Source organism: Thioclava sp. L04-15, from assembly GCF_002020275.1.
GTDB classification, from domain to species: Bacteria; Pseudomonadota; Alphaproteobacteria; order Rhodobacterales; family Rhodobacteraceae; genus Thioclava; species Thioclava marina.
The window spans coordinates 146,556-162,440 of record NZ_MPZW01000007.1; the positions used below are offsets into that span (position 1 = coordinate 146,556).

The 15,885-nt window shown below is 65.3% G+C and carries 13 protein-coding genes; 7 read left to right on the forward strand and 6 right to left on the reverse strand.

Going from position 1 to position 15,885, the window contains the following annotated elements:
• Nucleotides 1-210 precede the first annotated feature (210 nt).
• The 5 genes from BMI90_RS15090 to BMI90_RS15110 all read left to right on the forward strand — a co-directional run bounded on the left by BMI90_RS15090 (nt 211) and on the right by BMI90_RS15110 (nt 8,127).
• Nucleotides 211-2,847, forward strand: coding sequence for a cation-transporting P-type ATPase (locus BMI90_RS15090; RefSeq protein WP_078530321.1), 2,637 nt, complete (start codon nt 211-213; stop codon nt 2,845-2,847).
• 119 nt (nt 2,848-2,966) lie between these two features.
• Entirely contained in the window at nt 2,967-4,706 is a 1,740-nt protein-coding gene (gene acsA / locus BMI90_RS15095) for an acetate--CoA ligase (RefSeq protein WP_078530322.1), read from the forward strand.
• The gene (pdhA, locus tag BMI90_RS15100) at nt 4,703-6,700 is read left to right on the forward strand and encodes a pyruvate dehydrogenase (acetyl-transferring) E1 component subunit alpha (protein ID WP_078530323.1); all 1,998 of its coding nucleotides are present in this window, start codon (nt 4,703-4,705) and stop codon (nt 6,698-6,700) included. Before acsA ends, pdhA begins: the two co-directional genes overlap by 4 nt.
• Before the next feature lie 6 nt (nt 6,701-6,706).
• Nucleotides 6,707-7,888, forward strand: a complete 1,182-nt coding sequence (locus tag BMI90_RS15105) for a dihydrolipoamide acetyltransferase family protein (RefSeq protein ID WP_078530324.1) — start codon at nt 6,707-6,709, stop codon at nt 7,886-7,888.
• Complete coding sequence (locus tag BMI90_RS15110; protein WP_078530325.1) at nt 7,885-8,127, forward strand: acyl carrier protein; 243 nt, start codon at nt 7,885-7,887, stop codon at nt 8,125-8,127. Before BMI90_RS15105 ends, BMI90_RS15110 begins: the two co-directional genes overlap by 4 nt.
• A gap of 163 nt (nt 8,128-8,290) precedes the next feature.
• On the opposite strand, the gene BMI90_RS15115 is transcribed toward BMI90_RS15110, so the two are convergent.
• Genes BMI90_RS15115 through BMI90_RS15125 form a run of 3 tightly spaced genes read right to left on the reverse strand, consistent with a single transcriptional unit; the run spans nt 8,291 to nt 10,732 of the window.
• A complete protein-coding gene (locus BMI90_RS15115) occupies nt 8,291-9,202 on the reverse strand; it encodes a U32 family peptidase (protein ID WP_246831560.1) in 912 nt (303 codons plus the stop codon).
• Between the two features lie 5 nt (nt 9,203-9,207).
• Nucleotides 9,208-10,206 (reverse strand): peptidase U32 family protein, encoded by a 999-nt coding sequence (locus BMI90_RS15120; protein ID WP_078530327.1) that lies wholly within the window; start codon nt 10,204-10,206, stop codon nt 9,208-9,210.
• 19 nt (nt 10,207-10,225) lie between these two features.
• Nucleotides 10,226-10,732: an SCP2 sterol-binding domain-containing protein gene (locus tag BMI90_RS15125; RefSeq protein WP_078530328.1), complete on the reverse strand. Its 507-nt coding sequence runs from the start codon at nt 10,730-10,732 to the stop codon at nt 10,226-10,228.
• 296 nt (nt 10,733-11,028) lie between these two features.
• Between BMI90_RS15125 and BMI90_RS15130 the strand changes: the two genes are divergently transcribed.
• Nucleotides 11,029-11,442: an Rrf2 family transcriptional regulator gene (locus tag BMI90_RS15130; RefSeq protein WP_078530329.1), complete on the forward strand. Its 414-nt coding sequence runs from the start codon at nt 11,029-11,031 to the stop codon at nt 11,440-11,442.
• Between the two features lie 91 nt (nt 11,443-11,533).
• Here BMI90_RS15130 and BMI90_RS18810 read toward each other — a convergent pair whose 3' ends face one another.
• Nucleotides 11,534-11,710: a hypothetical protein gene (locus BMI90_RS18810; protein WP_158521757.1), complete on the reverse strand. Its 177-nt coding sequence runs from the start codon at nt 11,708-11,710 to the stop codon at nt 11,534-11,536.
• 632 nt (nt 11,711-12,342) lie between these two features.
• Here BMI90_RS18810 and BMI90_RS19085 point away from each other — a divergent pair.
• Nucleotides 12,343-12,471 carry a hypothetical protein gene (locus BMI90_RS19085; RefSeq protein ID WP_281251075.1) on the forward strand — a complete coding sequence of 43 codons (129 nt, stop codon included), beginning with the start codon at nt 12,343-12,345 and terminating at the stop codon, nt 12,469-12,471.
• A gap of 181 nt (nt 12,472-12,652) precedes the next feature.
• On the opposite strand, the gene BMI90_RS15140 is transcribed toward BMI90_RS19085, so the two are convergent.
• Nucleotides 12,653-13,948, reverse strand: coding sequence for an HlyD family type I secretion periplasmic adaptor subunit (locus BMI90_RS15140; protein ID WP_078530331.1), 1,296 nt, complete (start codon nt 13,946-13,948; stop codon nt 12,653-12,655).
• Nucleotides 13,949-13,982: 34 nt separating this feature from the next.
• Nucleotides 13,983-15,884, reverse strand: a complete 1,902-nt coding sequence (locus BMI90_RS15145) for a cadherin-like domain-containing protein (protein ID WP_078530332.1) — start codon at nt 15,882-15,884, stop codon at nt 13,983-13,985.
• Between the last annotated feature and the right edge of the window lies 1 nt (nt 15,885).

Here is a 15,885-nt window from a genome sequence, read left to right on the forward strand (position 1 = left end):
TCGACCGCCGGATGGCGCGCGAAGGGCTTTTTCTGCGCCGTCTTGATCCTCTCTCCAGTGCCTTCAGGTTTCGAGTCACCAACCCACGAGAGGGCGAAGCCGATCCCCTAGCCGCGAGGGGCGCGCTCTGCGGCATCACTACGCAAGGCCGTGCGGTTGCGTGGCCTGCGGAAAGGCTTACCATCGGCGCGGGACGACCGAAGGCCCGCGATGCAGGACACTGATTCCGAGACAGCTTATGCCGAAACCGCCGAGGCGGTGCTTGCGCGTCTATCCGTCCCGTTCCCGAACGGGCTGGCCGCGCAGGAGGCCGCCGAGCGCCTCGAACTCCACGGCCCGAACGCTTTGCGCCGTCAGAAGCCCCGAAGCGCGCTGCGCATCCTTGTGCACCAGTTTCAGGGCGTGATTGTCGCTCTGCTCGTTCTGGCGACGGTGTTCTCTCTCGTCATCAACGATATCGTCGAGGCGCTGGCGATCCTCGTCGTGCTGCTCCTGAATGGCGCGATCGGGTTTTTCACCGAGCTGCGCGCGACCCGCTCGATGGAGGCATTGTTCAGCATCGCGGAGGTCCGCACCCGCGTGCGCCGCGACGGGATGCTGATCGAAATCGACGCGCGCGATGTCGTGCCGGGCGATCTTGTCGTGCTCGAAGCGGGCGACGTGGTGACCGCCGATCTGCGGCTCGTCGAGGCCTCGGGGCTCTATTGCGACGAATCCGTTCTCACCGGCGAATCCCTTCCGGTGCTCAAGGGCACCGACCCGCTGCCATCCGACGCGGTGCTGGGGGACCGCACCAACATGGGGTTCAAGGGCGCGGCCGTCACGCGCGGGGCAGGGACGGGCGTGGTGGTTCGGACCGGCATGGAGACCGAGATCGGCAGGATCAGCCAGCTCGCGATGGAGGCCAGCACGGAGCCCACACCGCTCGAGCGACAATTGACGCGGCTCGGCCAGCGATTGGTCTGGCTGACGATTGTCCTTGCGGCCGCGATTATCGTCACAGGGCTGGCCCAGGGTCACCCGCTCACGGGGATGATCCAGACCGGGGTCGCCCTTGCCGTTGCCGCGATCCCCGAAGGCATCCCCGTCGTGGCCACGCTCTCGCTCGCGCGCGGGATGTGGCGCATGGTGCAGCGCAATGCGTTGATCAGCCGTCTTTCCTCGGTCGAGACGCTCGGGGCGACCACGCTGATCCTGACGGACAAGACCGGGACGCTGACCGAGAACCGGATGAGCGTGGTGCAACTGCTGCTCGATGGCGAAAGCGTGGATCTGGTCGGGACGGTCGCCGGTATCGAGCAAGACCGTCTTCGTTTGGCGTTGAAGATCGGCATACTGTGCAACAATGCCGAACTGGGCGGAAGCGATGATCGCCGGATCGGCGACCCGACCGAACTTGCGTTGCTGAGTGCCGCGCGGGAGGCGGGGCTCTCACTGGACGGCGCCGAGCCGCGCCTTGTCCAGCATGCTTTCGAGACCGATAGCCTGATGATGGCGACCGTCCATGCGCTGCCCGACGGCGGCGTGCTCTATGCGGTGAAGGGCGCTCCGGAGGCGGTGATCGAGTCTTGCTCCGAGGTGCTGGGGGCAGACGGCCCGCGACCTTTGAGCGCCGGAGCAAAAGAGAGCTGGATCGCGCGCAATGCGTCTGCCGCAGGTAAAGGACTGCGTGGGATCGGGCTTGCGATGAAGCGGTCGGACGGGACGCAGGACGCGCCCTATGAACGACTGACGCTGGTCGCGATCGCCTGTCTTGCAGATCCGTTGCGCAAGGACGTGCCGCCTGCGATCGCGGCCTGCCAGAGCGCGGGAATCCGGGTGATCATGCTGACCGGCGATCATGCCGAGACCGCCGCGCGCATCGCGAAAGATGCCGGGATCAGCGAGGATGGCGTGGTGGCGATCGAAGGACGCGAACTCGCAGGGATCGATCTGGAAGACGCCGGGGAAGAAACGCTCGACCGGCTCCGCAAGGCGAGCGTCTTCGCCCGCGTTGCTCCTGCGACGAAACTGGCGCTCGTCAGTTTCTACCAACGCGAGGGCGAGACCGTCGCGATGACGGGGGACGGGGTGAACGACGCGCCGGCGCTGAAGAAAGCCGATATCGGCATCGCGATGGGCCAGCGCGGCACGCAAGTGGCGCGAGAGGCGGCGCATATGGTCCTCAAGGACGACGATTTCGCGACCATCGTCGAGGCGGTGCGGCAGGGCAGGGTGATCTTCGGCAATATCCGCAAGTTCGTCGTCTACCTGATGTCGTGCAACCTCTCGGAGATCCTCGTGGTCGGGATCGCCGTGGGGGCGGGTCTTCCCGCGCCTCTCCTGCCGTTGCAGATCCTGTTTCTCAATCTCGTCACGGATGTCTTCCCCGCGCTTGCGCTCGGGATGGGGCGGGGCGACGGGCATGAGATGCGCCGCCCCCCGCGCGATCGCGCCGAACCGATCCTCGCGCGTCGGGAATGGGGGCGCATCGTCGCGCTTGGGGCCATCGTGACCCTCGCGACGATGCTGGCATTCGGGGGGGCGCTCTACGGATTGCGGCTCGAACCCGGTGCCGCCGTCACCGTGGCCTTCGTGACCCTCGCCCTGGGTCAGCTGTGGAATGTGTTCAACATGCGCGAAGCCGACACCCACGCGCTGCGCAATGACGTGACGCGCAATCGCTATGTCTGGGGGGCCCTCGGCCTGTGTCTCGTGCTTATCGCCGGAGCGCTGTGGCTGCCGGGGCTTTCGGACGTGCTTCAGTTGCCCTCTCCGGGTGCCGCGGGGTTGCTGCTTGCCGGGGCGATGAGCCTTCTCCCGCCGCTGCTGGGATTTCTCGTCGTGCGCGGGGTGAGTCGCGGGTAAATTCCGCCCTCCGCGTTGAGCCGCATCAATGCAGTGCCGCTTTCCATGGACTAAGCAAGGCCATGGCTTCCCCTGAAATGGGCGGTCAGTCGACTGGCATCACCTTGGGAGGAGGCGTGATGACTTGGGCGATTATCCAGAAGTCGGCCGCCGAACGCGCAGCGGCGACGCTGACCGATGAGGTCCGCGAGGCTTTTACCTGGGAGACCGCACGAGCGATGCTCGACGGCTTTCCCGATGGCGCGCTGAACATCGCTCACGAGGCGGTGGATCGGCATGTCGCCTCGGGCCACGGTGCTGATGAGGCGATCTTGTGGCTTGGCAAGGACGGCGAGCGGGAAAGCCTGAGCTATGGCGATCTCGCCACCCGGACCGCGCGCTTTGCCAATGTTCTGAAAAGCCACGGGCTGCAAGCCGGCGATCGGGTTTTCGGTCTCGCGGGGCGGGTGCCCGATCTCTACGTCGCGGCACTGGGCACGCTGAAGGCCGGGATGATCTTCTCGCCGCTCTTTTCCGCCTTCGGGCCCGAGCCGTTGCGCACCCGGCTCGAGATCGGCGAGGCCGATGCGCTGATCACCACCGCGTCGATCTATCGCCGCAAGATCGCGGCTTGGCGCGACGAGATCCCCTCGCTGAAGCTGGTGCTGATCATCGGGGACGAGGCGCCCGAGGATTGCGTCGCGCTCGGCCCTGCGATGGCGGCGGCCTCCGAGCGGTTCGAGACGGTTCGCACCCGGCCCGAAGACCCTGCGCTGTTCCATTTCACCTCCGGCACCACGGGGCGCCCGAAAGGCGCGGTCCATGTGCATGATGCGGTGGTGATGCACGCTGCCGCTGGCCGCTATGCGCTCGAACTGACGCCGGGCACGCGCTATTGGTGCAGTGCCGATCCGGGCTGGGTGACGGGCACCTCTTTCGGGATCATCTCGCCCTTGGTGAACCGGGTACGGATGGTCATCGACGAGGCGGATTTCGACCTCGAACGCTGGTACGGCCTTCTCGAGCGCGAGAAGATCGAGGTCTGGTACACGGCGCCGACCGCGATCCGCATGATGATGCGCGCAGGCAAGGAGGCTGCCGCGTCCCACGATTTCTCGCAGCTGCGCTTCATGGCCTCGGTCGGCGAGCCGCTGAACCCCGAAGCCGTGGTCTGGGGCAACGAGGTCTTCGGGCGGCCCTTCCACGACAACTGGTGGCAGACCGAGACCGGCGGGATCATGATCGCCAACACCCGCGCGATGGATGTGCATCCCGGCTCGATGGGAAGGCCCTTGCCGGGGATCGAGGCGGGCATCGTCGCGCGTGTCGATGATGGGCTGCGTGAATGCCCGCCCGGCGAGATCGGCGAGCTGGCGCTGCGTCCGGGCTGGCCCTCGATGATGCGCGCCTATCTGCATGAAGAAGCGCGCTACAAGAAGTGCTTCGTCGATGGGTGGTATCTCTCGGGCGATCTCGCGATGCGCGACCGTGAAGGGTATTTCTGGTTCGTCGGGCGCGCCGACGATCTGATCAAGTCCTCGGGCCACCTCATCGGTCCCTTCGAGGTCGAAAGCGCGCTGATCGAGCACCCGGCGGTGGCCGAGGCTGCCGTGATCGGGTTGCCCGACGAGACCGCGGGCGAGGTGGTGAAAGCTTACGTCGCGCTCAATCCTGGCTTCGAGCCCTCCGAAGATCTCGAACGCGACATCCGCGGGCTTGCGCGCAAGAAGCTTGGCGCGGCGGTCGCTCCGCGCGAGGTGGTGTTCCGAAAGACCCTGCCCAAGACCCGCTCGGGCAAGATCATGCGCCGGCTATTGAAGGCGCGCGAGCTGGGCCTGCCGGAGGGTGATATTTCGACGCTGGAGAGTGACGAGACATGAGTGCCGACAAACCGCATCTGACCCACGATCACATCCGCGAGTTGCTCACGGCGATGATCCGCATCCGTCATTTCGAGGATAAATGCGCCGAGCTCTACACGCAGGAAAAGATCCGTGGCTTCCTGCATCTTTATGACGGCGAGGAGGCGGTGGCCTCGGGCGTGATCCCGCGCCTTGGCCCCGATGACCGCATCGTCGCCACCTATCGCGAGCATGGCCATGCGCTGGTGCGCGGCGTGCCGATGGAGCGCGTGATGGCCGAGATGTATGGCAAGGCCACGGGCGCTTCGGGCGGGCGGGGCGGCTCGATGCATATCTTCGACGCCGAGCGCAATTTCTATGGCGGCAACGCGATCGTGGGCGGCGGGCTGCCGCTGGCGGTGGGGCTTGCGCTGCGCGACCGGATGATGGGCGCGCCGAATGTCACCGCCTGTTTCTTCGGTGAGGGCGCGGTGGCCGAGGGCGAGTTCCACGAGTCGATGAACCTCGCGCAGCTCTGGTCGCTGCCGGTCCTGTTTGTGTGCGAGAACAATGGTTATGCGATGGGCTCGGCCCTGGCGCGCACCGAGTCCGAGACCGATATTCGGCGCAAGGCGGCCGCCTATGGCACGGTGACCGAGCAGGTGGACGGGATGGATGTGGTCGCGGTCGAGGCGGCCACGCGCCGCGCGCTCGCCGCGATCCGCGAGACCGGCAAACCCTATTTCCTCGAATGCCTGACCTATCGTTTTCGCGCGCATTCGATGTTCGACGCCCAGCTCTACCGCGACAAGGAAGAGGTGGCCGAGTGGCGCGAGAAAGGGCCGATCGTTCGGTTCCAGTCCTGGCTTTATGAGACAGGGCTGATGCATCCCGAAGAGGTCGCGCAGATCGAAGCAGGCGTCGAGGATGAGATCGCCGCCGCTGTCGCCTATGCCGAGGCGAGCGAATGGGAACCTCTCGAGACGCTCACCCGCCACGTCATGGCCGACGACCGCCCCGCGCCGCCCGCGCCGCCCGAACAGGGCGCCGAGACCGTCGAGATGACCTATCGCGAGGCGGTCAAACAGGCCATCCGCGACGCGATGATCCGCGACGAACGGGTCTTCCTGATGGGCGAGGATGTGGGGGCCTATGGCGGCTGCTACGCGGTCTCGAAAGGGCTGATGAACGAATTCGGTGAAGATCGTATCCGCGATACGCCGCTGTCCGAGTCCGGCTTCACCGGGGCCGGGATCGGTGCGGCCGCGGCGGGGATGCGGCCCATCGTCGAGGTGATGACGGTGAACTTCTCGCTGCTCGCGCTCGATCAGATCATGAACACCGCCGCCACGATCCGGCATATGTCGGGCGGGCAGTTCGGCGCGCCCTTGGTGATCCGTCTCGCGACCGGTGCGGGCAAGCAACTGGCCGCGCAGCATTCCCATTCGCTCGAAGGGTGGTATGCGCATATTCCGGGGTTGCGGGTGCTGGCGCCGGCCACGCTCGAAGATGCGCGCGGGATGCTCTGGACTGCGATTGAGGATCCCGACCCGGTGCTGATCTTCGAGAATGTCATGCTCTACAACATGACCGGTCAGATCGCCACGAATGCGGGGCCGGTCGATATCGACAAAGCCGCGATCCGGCGCGCGGGCAAGGATATCAGCCTCATCACCTATGGCGGTTCGCTTTGGAAGACGCTCGAGGCGGCGGAGGCGCTGGCGGGCGAGGGGATCGAGTCCGAAGTGATCGACCTGCGCTCTCTGCGCCCGCTCGATGATGCGACGATCATGGCCTCGCTTGCGCGCACGCGCCGCGCGGTGATCGTGGACGAAGGCTGGCGGTCGGGCTCGCTGTCTGCCGAGATCGCGGCCCGGATCGGTGAGCAAGCCTTCTGGCATCTCGATGCGCCGGTGGGGCGGGTGTGTTCGGTCGAGGTGCCGATCCCTTATCCCAAGCATCTCGAGGATGCCTCCGTGCCGCAGGTGCCAGCGATCGTCGCCGCCGCCAAGGCGGCGCTCGGGAAAGGGTGAGGCGCGATGGCGGTCTTCAAGATGCCCTCGCTCGGCGCGGATATGGAGGCGGGCACGCTGGTCGAATGGCTGGTGAAACCCGGAGACCCGGTTCAGCACGGCGATATCGTCGCCGTGGTCGAGACCCAGAAAGGCGCGATCGAGATCGAGATTTTCGAGGATGGCGTAGTCGAAAAACTGGTGGCCGAACTCGGGCAGAGCCTGCCCGTGGGCGCGCCGCTCGCGATTATCCGTGCGCCGGGAGAGACGCGGGAAGAACCTTCGGACGTCGCGGCGCCAGTTGCGCCGCAGGCCGGTGCGGAAGCGATTTCACCCGTTGCAAAGCCGGTGCCCCCAGTCGTTCCAACCGCCGCCGCGCCGACAGGGACCCCCGCATCTCCTGCCGCGAAGAGGCGCGCTGCGGAACTGGGGATCGCACTGGAAAGCCTCACCGGCAGCGGCCCGGGCGGCGCGATCGTTCTGGCGGATGTCGAGGCGGTCGCGCGCGCTGCGCAACCGAGCCCGAAGCCCGAGCGCGGCGCCTATCTCGCCGAGATGCGCAAGGCGATCGCCGCCGCGATGGCCCGGTCCAAACGCGAAATACCGCATTATTACGTCACCCACACGGTCGATCTCACCGCTGCGACCGACTGGCTGAGCGCCACCAATGCGGACCGCCCTCCGGAGGAACGGCTCCTGATGGGCGCGCTCCTCATGAAGGCCGTGGCGCTGGCGGCGCGCGAGGAAAAGGCAGTGAACGGCCATTATGGGGCGGATGGGTTCATACCCTCTGCGGCAATCCATCTCGGCCTCGCCATCGCGCTTCGGGGTGGTGGCCTCGTCGCTCCCGCGATCCTCGACGCCGACCAGAAGAGCCTGCGTGAGCTGATGGAGGCGATGCGCGATCTCACCATGCGCGCCCGTGCCGGGAGGCTCAAGAGCTCGGAGATGAGCATGGCGACGCTCACCTTCTCCGCGCTTGGCGAAAGCGGGGTCGAGGCGATGGCGGGGATCATCGTGCCGCCGCAGGTCGCCATCGTCACCGCAGGTGCACCGGGTGCCCAGCCGCTGGTGCGCGACGGACAGGTGATCGCCGCGCAGGCCGTGACGCTAACGCTTGCGGCGGACCACCGCGTGAGCGACGGGCGACTGGGCTCGAAATTCCTGACCGCGCTCGACGCGAAGCTGCAAACACCGGAGGAGTTATGACCGAAGACGAAATCCGTCGCGCCTATATCGAGGAGCTCGTGCGTGTCGCCCCCGATCTCGATCCCGCCGAGATCGCGGGTTCGGACCATCTTCAGGACGATCTCGAGCTCGACTCGATGGATATCCTGAACCTGGTGATTGCACTCAGCAAACGTTTCGGTGTCGCGATTGCCGAAGCGGACTATCCCCGGATCGCCACCCCCGACCTTGCCGCGGCATTCCTCGCGAAGCGGGTTTGAAGGGCGGAAGGCTCAGTTCCGACATCCGGCGTCTGTTGGGGGCCATGTAGGGTTGTCGCGACAGGCGCGCCCATAGGAATTCAGAGAGTCGCCGAACGGGCCCGCGATGACACATCGTCCGATGCCGTTCCGAAGATCGAGCTGTGTTCGCACCCTGCCGCGATCAGCCTGCCGCGGCAGCGGCAATGCGCCGATATCCCGCCTGACCGTGGTAGAACCCGTTGGAGAACGAAATCCCGTCGCAAATCTGGCGCAGCATGCTCTCCGCCTCGGTCAAGCTGCGGGTGCCATCCAGAACGTCGCGGAACGCCGTGGCCACCGCCACCATATCCACTGCCTGAGGCATCAGCCGCAAATGGGTGACGCCGTTCTCGATCATCTGTCCGGCTTCGGGCAACAGGTCGATGTAGCTTTCTGACTGGGTCTGGATGCCGTTCACGCGAAGGATCGGGCGGTCATCAGTGGTGCGCAAGGGCATGCCGTCCGCATCCTCTTCGCACACGAACTGGCAGTTGTCCTTGGTCCGGCCATGGGCGCGCGCATGATAGCATCTTGCGGACACCGCAAGCGAAGCACGGCCAAACACCTGCACCTCCACCCCGAGCCCAAGCTCGCGTGCCGCCGCAGCGGCCGCAGCAATCGCCGGGGCAGGCATTTCGGTCGGCAGGCAGACATGCGTCGCGCCCCGGCCCGCCATCCAGGCGATGGTCGCTTCATTATAGGCGTTCATGAACGGGCCGATGCGGTGCGGGCGCTTGCCTCGTGCAAACAGGCCCGCTGCGTTGTTGATCTCGATCTCGGGCGCTTCCATGGCGGCCAGATCGGCTGTGGCCTTGCGTTCGCGCTTCAACATCACCTCGGCCAGCGAAGACAGGATCACCGTCTTGCCACCGCGTTCCAGCCGTTCGATCGTGGCAGGCAGATCGGCCTCGTGAAACGGCGCGCGCTTCGAGCAGATGACCTCGCCCAGATAGACCTCGTCAATCGGCGCCTCGTCGGCGACACGAGCGTAGAAGTCGCGCCGCGTCTGGGTGGACCAGTGATAGGCGATGGGTCCAAGGGTCAATTTCGTCATATCGTTTACCGCCATTTCTTTGTCTCGAACGCGCCCTGGGTCTGTTTCTGGCCCTCGGTCAGGGCGACCAGATCGGCGATATTCGCCTTTCGACCCGCGCGGATGTCATCAACGGCCTGCCGGAAGGCCGACACCACACCTCGGACATAACTCTTCGAGCGCTGGCGTCCCTCGATCTTGAAGGCGTGAACGCCGGCGTCGATCAGGTCGGGAAGCAGCCGGGAAAGGTTCAGGCTGATCGGCTCCTCGAAGGCATAATATGGCTCGGAGCGGTGCGGCGCCGTGTAGCGCCCCTTGCAGATTGTCGGGTAGCCTGCCTTTTCGTCGGCCCCGAAGCAGTCGATGGTGAACCCCGCGAGTTGCGAGGACATCGAGCCATCCGCGTGGCGCTTGTATTCGACGTCCGAGGCCGGAGAGCACACCCCGTCCATGTTGGTCGATTGCCCGGTGAGGTAGTTTGTCAGGCTGCACCGCCCTTCGACCATCAGCCCGTGATTGCCGAAGATGAAGGTCTCTATCTCACAGGGGATTTCCTTGCGGATTTCGCGGATCTCGGGGATCGTCAGGATGCGCGGCAGCACGACGCGCTTCACGTCGAAATTCTCGCAATAATACCGGATCGCCTCGGGACTGGAGGCGGCAGCCTGAACTGACAGGTGCAGACGGACACCGGGATGGGTGCGCGCGATGTAGTCGGCCACGCCCGTATCCGCGACGATGAAGGCATCGACCCCAAGCCGCGCGCCTGTATCGGCTGCCTTTCGCCACAGATCGACCTTGCCCGCAGGCGGGTAGGTGTTCAAAGCCAGTAAAACCTTGGTGCCCTTCTCATGCGCGTAGGCGACCGAAGCGGCCAGTTCGTCCGGAGTGAAATTCAGCCCCGGAAAGTTGCGGGCGTTGGTGGCATCCTGAAAGCCGCAATACACCGCATCGGCGCCGGCATCGACGGCGGTGCGCAGGGCGGCAGGCGTGCCGGCCGGGCAGATCAGTTCGGCGAGGCTCATGGGACGAGAGGTCCTTTCTTCACGTTGGATAGGCGCGGCGTAGTCTTGCCAGAATGGCGCGGCCAGCAGGGCCGAACATCTCGGCGGTTTCCTCGGCGATCGACCCATCGACATCGTCGAGTGCGTTGCGAAGCCGCACGACGGCTTCGGTGTCGCCCGTGACCTCCAGATCGCGGGAGAAGAACGCGGCATCTCCGTCCTCTTCGGAGTCGATCAACTCCAGAAGCAGCATGAACTTCCCTCGAATTGTGGCCCCCGCTTCGGGCGCCGCATTGCGCGGAACGGCCCGGAACACCAGCGCTTGCGGATCTGGTCGCAGGTGCAGGGCAAAGGGCAATTCCACCGGATCGATCACGAAGTCGGTCCCCTGATGTGGACCGAGCCGCGAGAAAAGAGACGGGTGCTGTTTGGCGACACGCTTGACCACCCGGGTCAGGACGGGTTGCACGATCACGCAAGAGAGGCGAGCGAGCACGGACGTGCCCGGGTCGGCGGCGCGGGGGAGTGTATCGTCGCCCGTACTCATGGCTGGGGCTTTCGGGTTGCGCGCGCAGGCGATCCGAGCCGGGACGGCCGGGCGAAAATGACGGAAGGGAGTGAGTGGATCATCGTCTTGCCGTTTCTTGTCCGAGCGAGTGCATGGCTGCCTCGATCCGTGAAAAGAGCCCCTCGTTTTCGAGGCTGCTGCGTTCGTCGAGATCTTCCGCGAGCGGCTGTCATGGCGTGGCGTCCGAGATTGCGGATTCTCTCGGGAATTGGTATTTGAGTTACGCATTACACCTGCTCAATGCGCATTGTAAATACCAAACCACGGAGCTGCCTTTGCGTCTCACCTCCTTCACCGACTTCGGACTGCGCGTCCTCATGCGGATGGCCGGCACCCCTGATCGACCGTTCACCGCCGCGGAGCTGGCGGAAGAGTTCCGTATTTCACGAAATCATCTGGCAAAGGTGATCTCGTCGCTGTCGGCTGCAGGCTATCTCGAAACGCGGCGCGGCGGCGGCGGCGGTGCGGTGCTCGCGCGGCGGCCCGAGGAGATCCTTCTGGGCGACGTCGTTGCCTATCTCGAGGCAGATCAGGCGCTGGTCGAGTGTTTCCTGCCCGGTGGCGCCGCCTGCACATTGACGCCGCACTGTCGCCTCAAGGCGCGCTTGGCCGCTGCCGAGGCTGCCTTCATCGCTGATCTCAACCGCAGTTCGCTTGCGGATTGCATCTATCCCCCGGTCAAGGTCTGACGGTCCGCCGACGCTCGTCGGTGCAGATACAGACGAGGGTGAGGATCGCGCCGACCGTTTCGAGGAAAGCCTGTCCGAGCGCAGCGGCATGTCAGATCGGGCGTGCAAGGCGTGGTACGTGCGGCGCGGTGACGAAGGTCAGCGCGGTCGTGCCGACGCTCGAGACGATTGCTCCCGAGATATCGGCTCGGCCCTCATGGCGCTCGCCTGTGCCGATGACGCGCCCGGTCGCAAAGCAGAGGGTGAGGCCGACGGAAACGTTTGTCACCGACCCAAGACGCCAGTTCAGGAGACCCGCGAAGATACCACCAGCACGGGCCCGACACGTGCGCCTGCACCGGCGACCAGCGAAGATCACACCAAGGCGCGCGAAACTCCTTCACCTTCCCGGAAGGTTGCGGAAAGACCCGCAAACTCCGCAGGTGAGCGGATCGTCGCGCCGTTCCCTTGCGCCGCTCGCGCGCCGTTCGAGGATATCGCACAGCCGTGCGGCCATCAGCATCGCCCCCCGAAGCTCAGCCGATAGGCGTTGCGAACCTCGGATAGCGCCACCGGGCCAAACGCCAACGTCCGCGCACCCTCCGGCTGACCTGTGAAAATGATCGACAGGTCCAGGACGATCATCAGAGAGCCGGTGAGGGGGACGGCGGGGAAGACATTGCCAGAAGCGTGGGGGCAGGTCTCCATGGCGACGCAGTTCAATGCGCCGCTCCGATACAAGCGGTGCGAGGCCGCTCTGAAAAGAACAAGAAAAAAGGTATGAAGCTACCCTGCCGAGGGGCGGTTACGCTTGCGGAAGGGCCTGATCCGATGATTGGTCCGGATTGGGGAATAATGCTCGAAAGGCTCTCGGTCGGATTTTCACAGATCACGCGGGGACCAGAACGAGAGAGGACGCACGTGACCGTCGGCCCCGGGACATTGCAAAGCGCACTCGGTAACGTGGTCCGGCGTCTCGAAGAGCGTCTCTACGCGCCGCTGCTGCCATGCGTGACCGGCAATGCAGCGCTTGCCGATGACGGCGCGTGATTTGCCCAAGGCCTATAGAAGGGCAAGAATTCGGTGCGGATCAGTCTGGGGCTAGGGAAGTGCGTGGCGGCACCCTTGGCTGTTTCAAAACCCATGGTAGTCCGCAGACGCCGCGCGGCCGTCCCTGGTAAATAGGGTTCGCATCATTTGCGTTTGACGCCCGCCGAAGACGGCTGCGGCCTCAATCCTCGCGCATCGAGCGGTGCACCTGATCGGCGACCGGCTTGAGCAGGTAGGAGATCGCGGTGCGTTCGCCGGTCTGGAAAAAGACCTCGACCGGCATGCCCGGCATCAGCTTGCGGCCATCGGGCAGCTGCGCCGCTTCGGTCATCGCGACTGTGCAGAGGTAGTAGCTTGCGCCGGATTCGTCCTTGGTGGCCGAGGCGGCCACGACGCGCACCATCCCCGCGACTTCGGGGGTCGTGCGCTGGTTGAAGGCGGAGAAGCGCAGGCGGACCGCCTGACCGGGCATGACCTGATCGATGTCGGTGATCGGCAGGCGCGCCTCGACCATCAGCTCGCCATCGGGCACGATCGCCATCACCCGCTCGCCCGGCGCGATCACGCCGTTGACGGTATGCACGCCCAGCTCGTTGATCACGCCCGCGATCGGAGCGCGGATCTCGGTGCGCGAGAGCCGGTCGCGCGCGGCCACGGCGCGTTCGTGCAGCTCGGCCAGTTGCGCGTCGATGTCGCGCAGTTCCTTTTGCGCCGCGGTGCGGGCTTGATGGTCAAGCTCGAGAATGCGCAGGTTGGACTCGCTGATCTGCCCCTTCACGCGGGCGATATTCGCTTCGATCTCGCCCGCCACCCCGTCAAGCCGCGCCATGTCGCGCTCGACCTCGGTGATCGCGCCCTGTTCGGTCAGGCCTTTCTTCAACAGTTTGGACAGGCGGGTGTGATCCTCGCCGCGCAGCTTGCGCTCGATGCCGTTCGAATGGCTCTGAGCTTCCAGCGCACGGATTTCATCATCGAACTGGTCGATCTGGGACAGCAGCTGATCGCGCCGCAGGGCCTGCATCGAGCGGTCATGGAGCAGCAGCCGACGCTCGCCCTCGGCGATCGCAGCGGTCTCGGGGCTGGTTCCGAAGCCAGCGGGAAAAACGATGTCCTCAGTGCTGTCGCGCACCGCGATCAGCCGCGCCTTGCGGCCGGCGAGCTCGCGGATCTGGGTCTCCACGATGCCGAGTTCGGATTTCAGCTGCGTATCGTCGAGGCGCAGTACCACATCGCCCGCCTGAACCCGATCACCATTGTCGACGCGGATCTCGTGAATCACCCCGCCATCTGGATGCTGGACCACCTTGAGCTGGGATTTCACCGCGACCTGTCCATGCGCGATTACCGCGCCGGAGAGTTTCGCCTGCGCCGCCCAGCCGCCGCCGACGAGGATCAGAGCCCCGAGGAATACGGTCGCGAAAAGGATCCGGGCGCGGATCGAGAAGAGTTGCGTCTCTGCGGTATCAACCTTGGTCATCGATTTATCCCCCCACAGGATGTCGGTTCAGGTGTTAAGCGCTGTCTTCGGTGTCGAAGACGAAGCAGGTTTCGTCGAGCTCGTGATGCCCATCGAGTTCGATTTCGAAGTCGAAATAGTCCTCGTCATCCTCGTCGAGGCTGAACTTGGCTTTCACGATGGTGAATTCCTGCGCGTCCTCCTCGTCGAATTCGAAGGCGATGAAGACCCCGCCACGGGCTTCTGCGACCTCGCCGGCGCGGCCCGCGAAGAACATGCGCAAATCGCCATAGCCTTCGCCTGCGGGGTCGATCTCCGAGAAGTCGATCCGGTCGCCGGGTTCGAAATCGGTGATCCGGTCATGGCCCTGGCCGTTGTTCTGGACCGCGGCGACGGTGTTGAAGACGAAAAGATCCTCTCCCGCGCCGCCGGTGAAGGCGTTGCAGCTGTCGCTCGCCACGATCACGTCGTCACCCGTCCCGGCCATGACGTTCTCGATGTTCGAGATCGTGGCCTGCGCCCCGCCGATCGACAGCGTGCCTGCCATAAGATCGACGCGCGCACCTTCAGCGATCCGGCTAAGATCGAGCGTGTCGCAATCGGCGCCGCCATCGTAGCTGTCGCCCTCGCATTCCTCGGCAGCGGCGAGCGTGATCCGGTCCGCACCATCGTCGCCCGAGACGGTGTCCGCCCCTTCGCCGCCGTCAAGCAAGTCATCCCCGTCGCCGCCGCGAAGCAGATCGGCCCCGGTGCCGCCAAAGAGGCTGTCCGCCCCGGCGCCGCCGTCGAGATAGTCATTGCCCGCCTCGCCATGCAGCGCGTCATCGCCCGCGCCGCCAAAGACGAGATCGTCGCCCTCGCCGGCAAAGACGATATCATTGCCGGTTCCGCCATAGATCACATCGGCTCCGAGGCCGCCGATCAGCACGTCATCGCCCGCACCGCCGTCGAGCACGTCATCGCCTTCGCGCCCGTAGAGAATGTCGCGACCCTCAAAACCTCGGATCGCATCGCGGTCCGGTGTGCCGACAAGGAGATCGTCCTCCGGCGTGCCCACGATATCGTGGAAATTGGGTGGCAGGATTTCTACCATTGCGGTCTGTTCGACGGCATATTCGCCATCCGTGACGAGATAGGTGATCTGCGCCTCGCCCTCGAAGCCCTGATCGGGCTTGAAGAGCCAAGCGCCCTCGGCGTGGGCAATCAGTTCGCCACCCTCCGCGCGCATCGACAGGATCGAGAGCGGGTCGCCGTCGGGATCGGTGACCCCGGTCAGTAGAACGGCAGCGAGAATGAAGAAGCTCTCGTCGCGCCAGCCAGGCGACAGGCGCAGCGGCGATTTCGCTTCGGGGGCGCGGTTGCCTTGGGTGTCGGGCGCATTCGGACCCTCCGACGCAGACGGAGTGGAGGCATTTCCCTCGGGTCCTTTTTGCGACTTGCGCGCGGCGTCGCTGCGCGACGAGGTGAAGACCGGCAATTTCGGAAGGTCAAATTCCGCCAACTCGATGGAATCGGGAAAGAACAGCGTATCCTCGCCTGCCTCGATCGCAGGTGCGCGCGTGGCATGCCAGCGCTGAGGCGACAGCGCGAAGGGCGCAGGCTTGACGCCGGGAAAGAGGATCACGTTGTCGGGCAGGGCCTCATACACATCTTCCTCGCCCTCGGCATCCCGGGAGGGAGGCATTTCAGGAATGTGACGGTAGACTGCGCTCTCGCCTGGACTGGCCGGGGCGTCGGGCTCATGGGGTGGGGTCCCGGAATGAGCCTCGACGCCCTCGGCCTTCGCGCCCTCGGGCACGAACAGTTTGCTTGCAACCACTCCCCAGGCAAGTGCAAGCAAGCCAATCGCGGCGCGACCCGTCCAGACGCGCCGGTCTTCGCCCGTGCGATATTTCTGGTGCGGAGCGGTGGCCGCTTCGTCGTCCGGAATGCCGAGTTCGAGAGCGTCGCGGTCCATG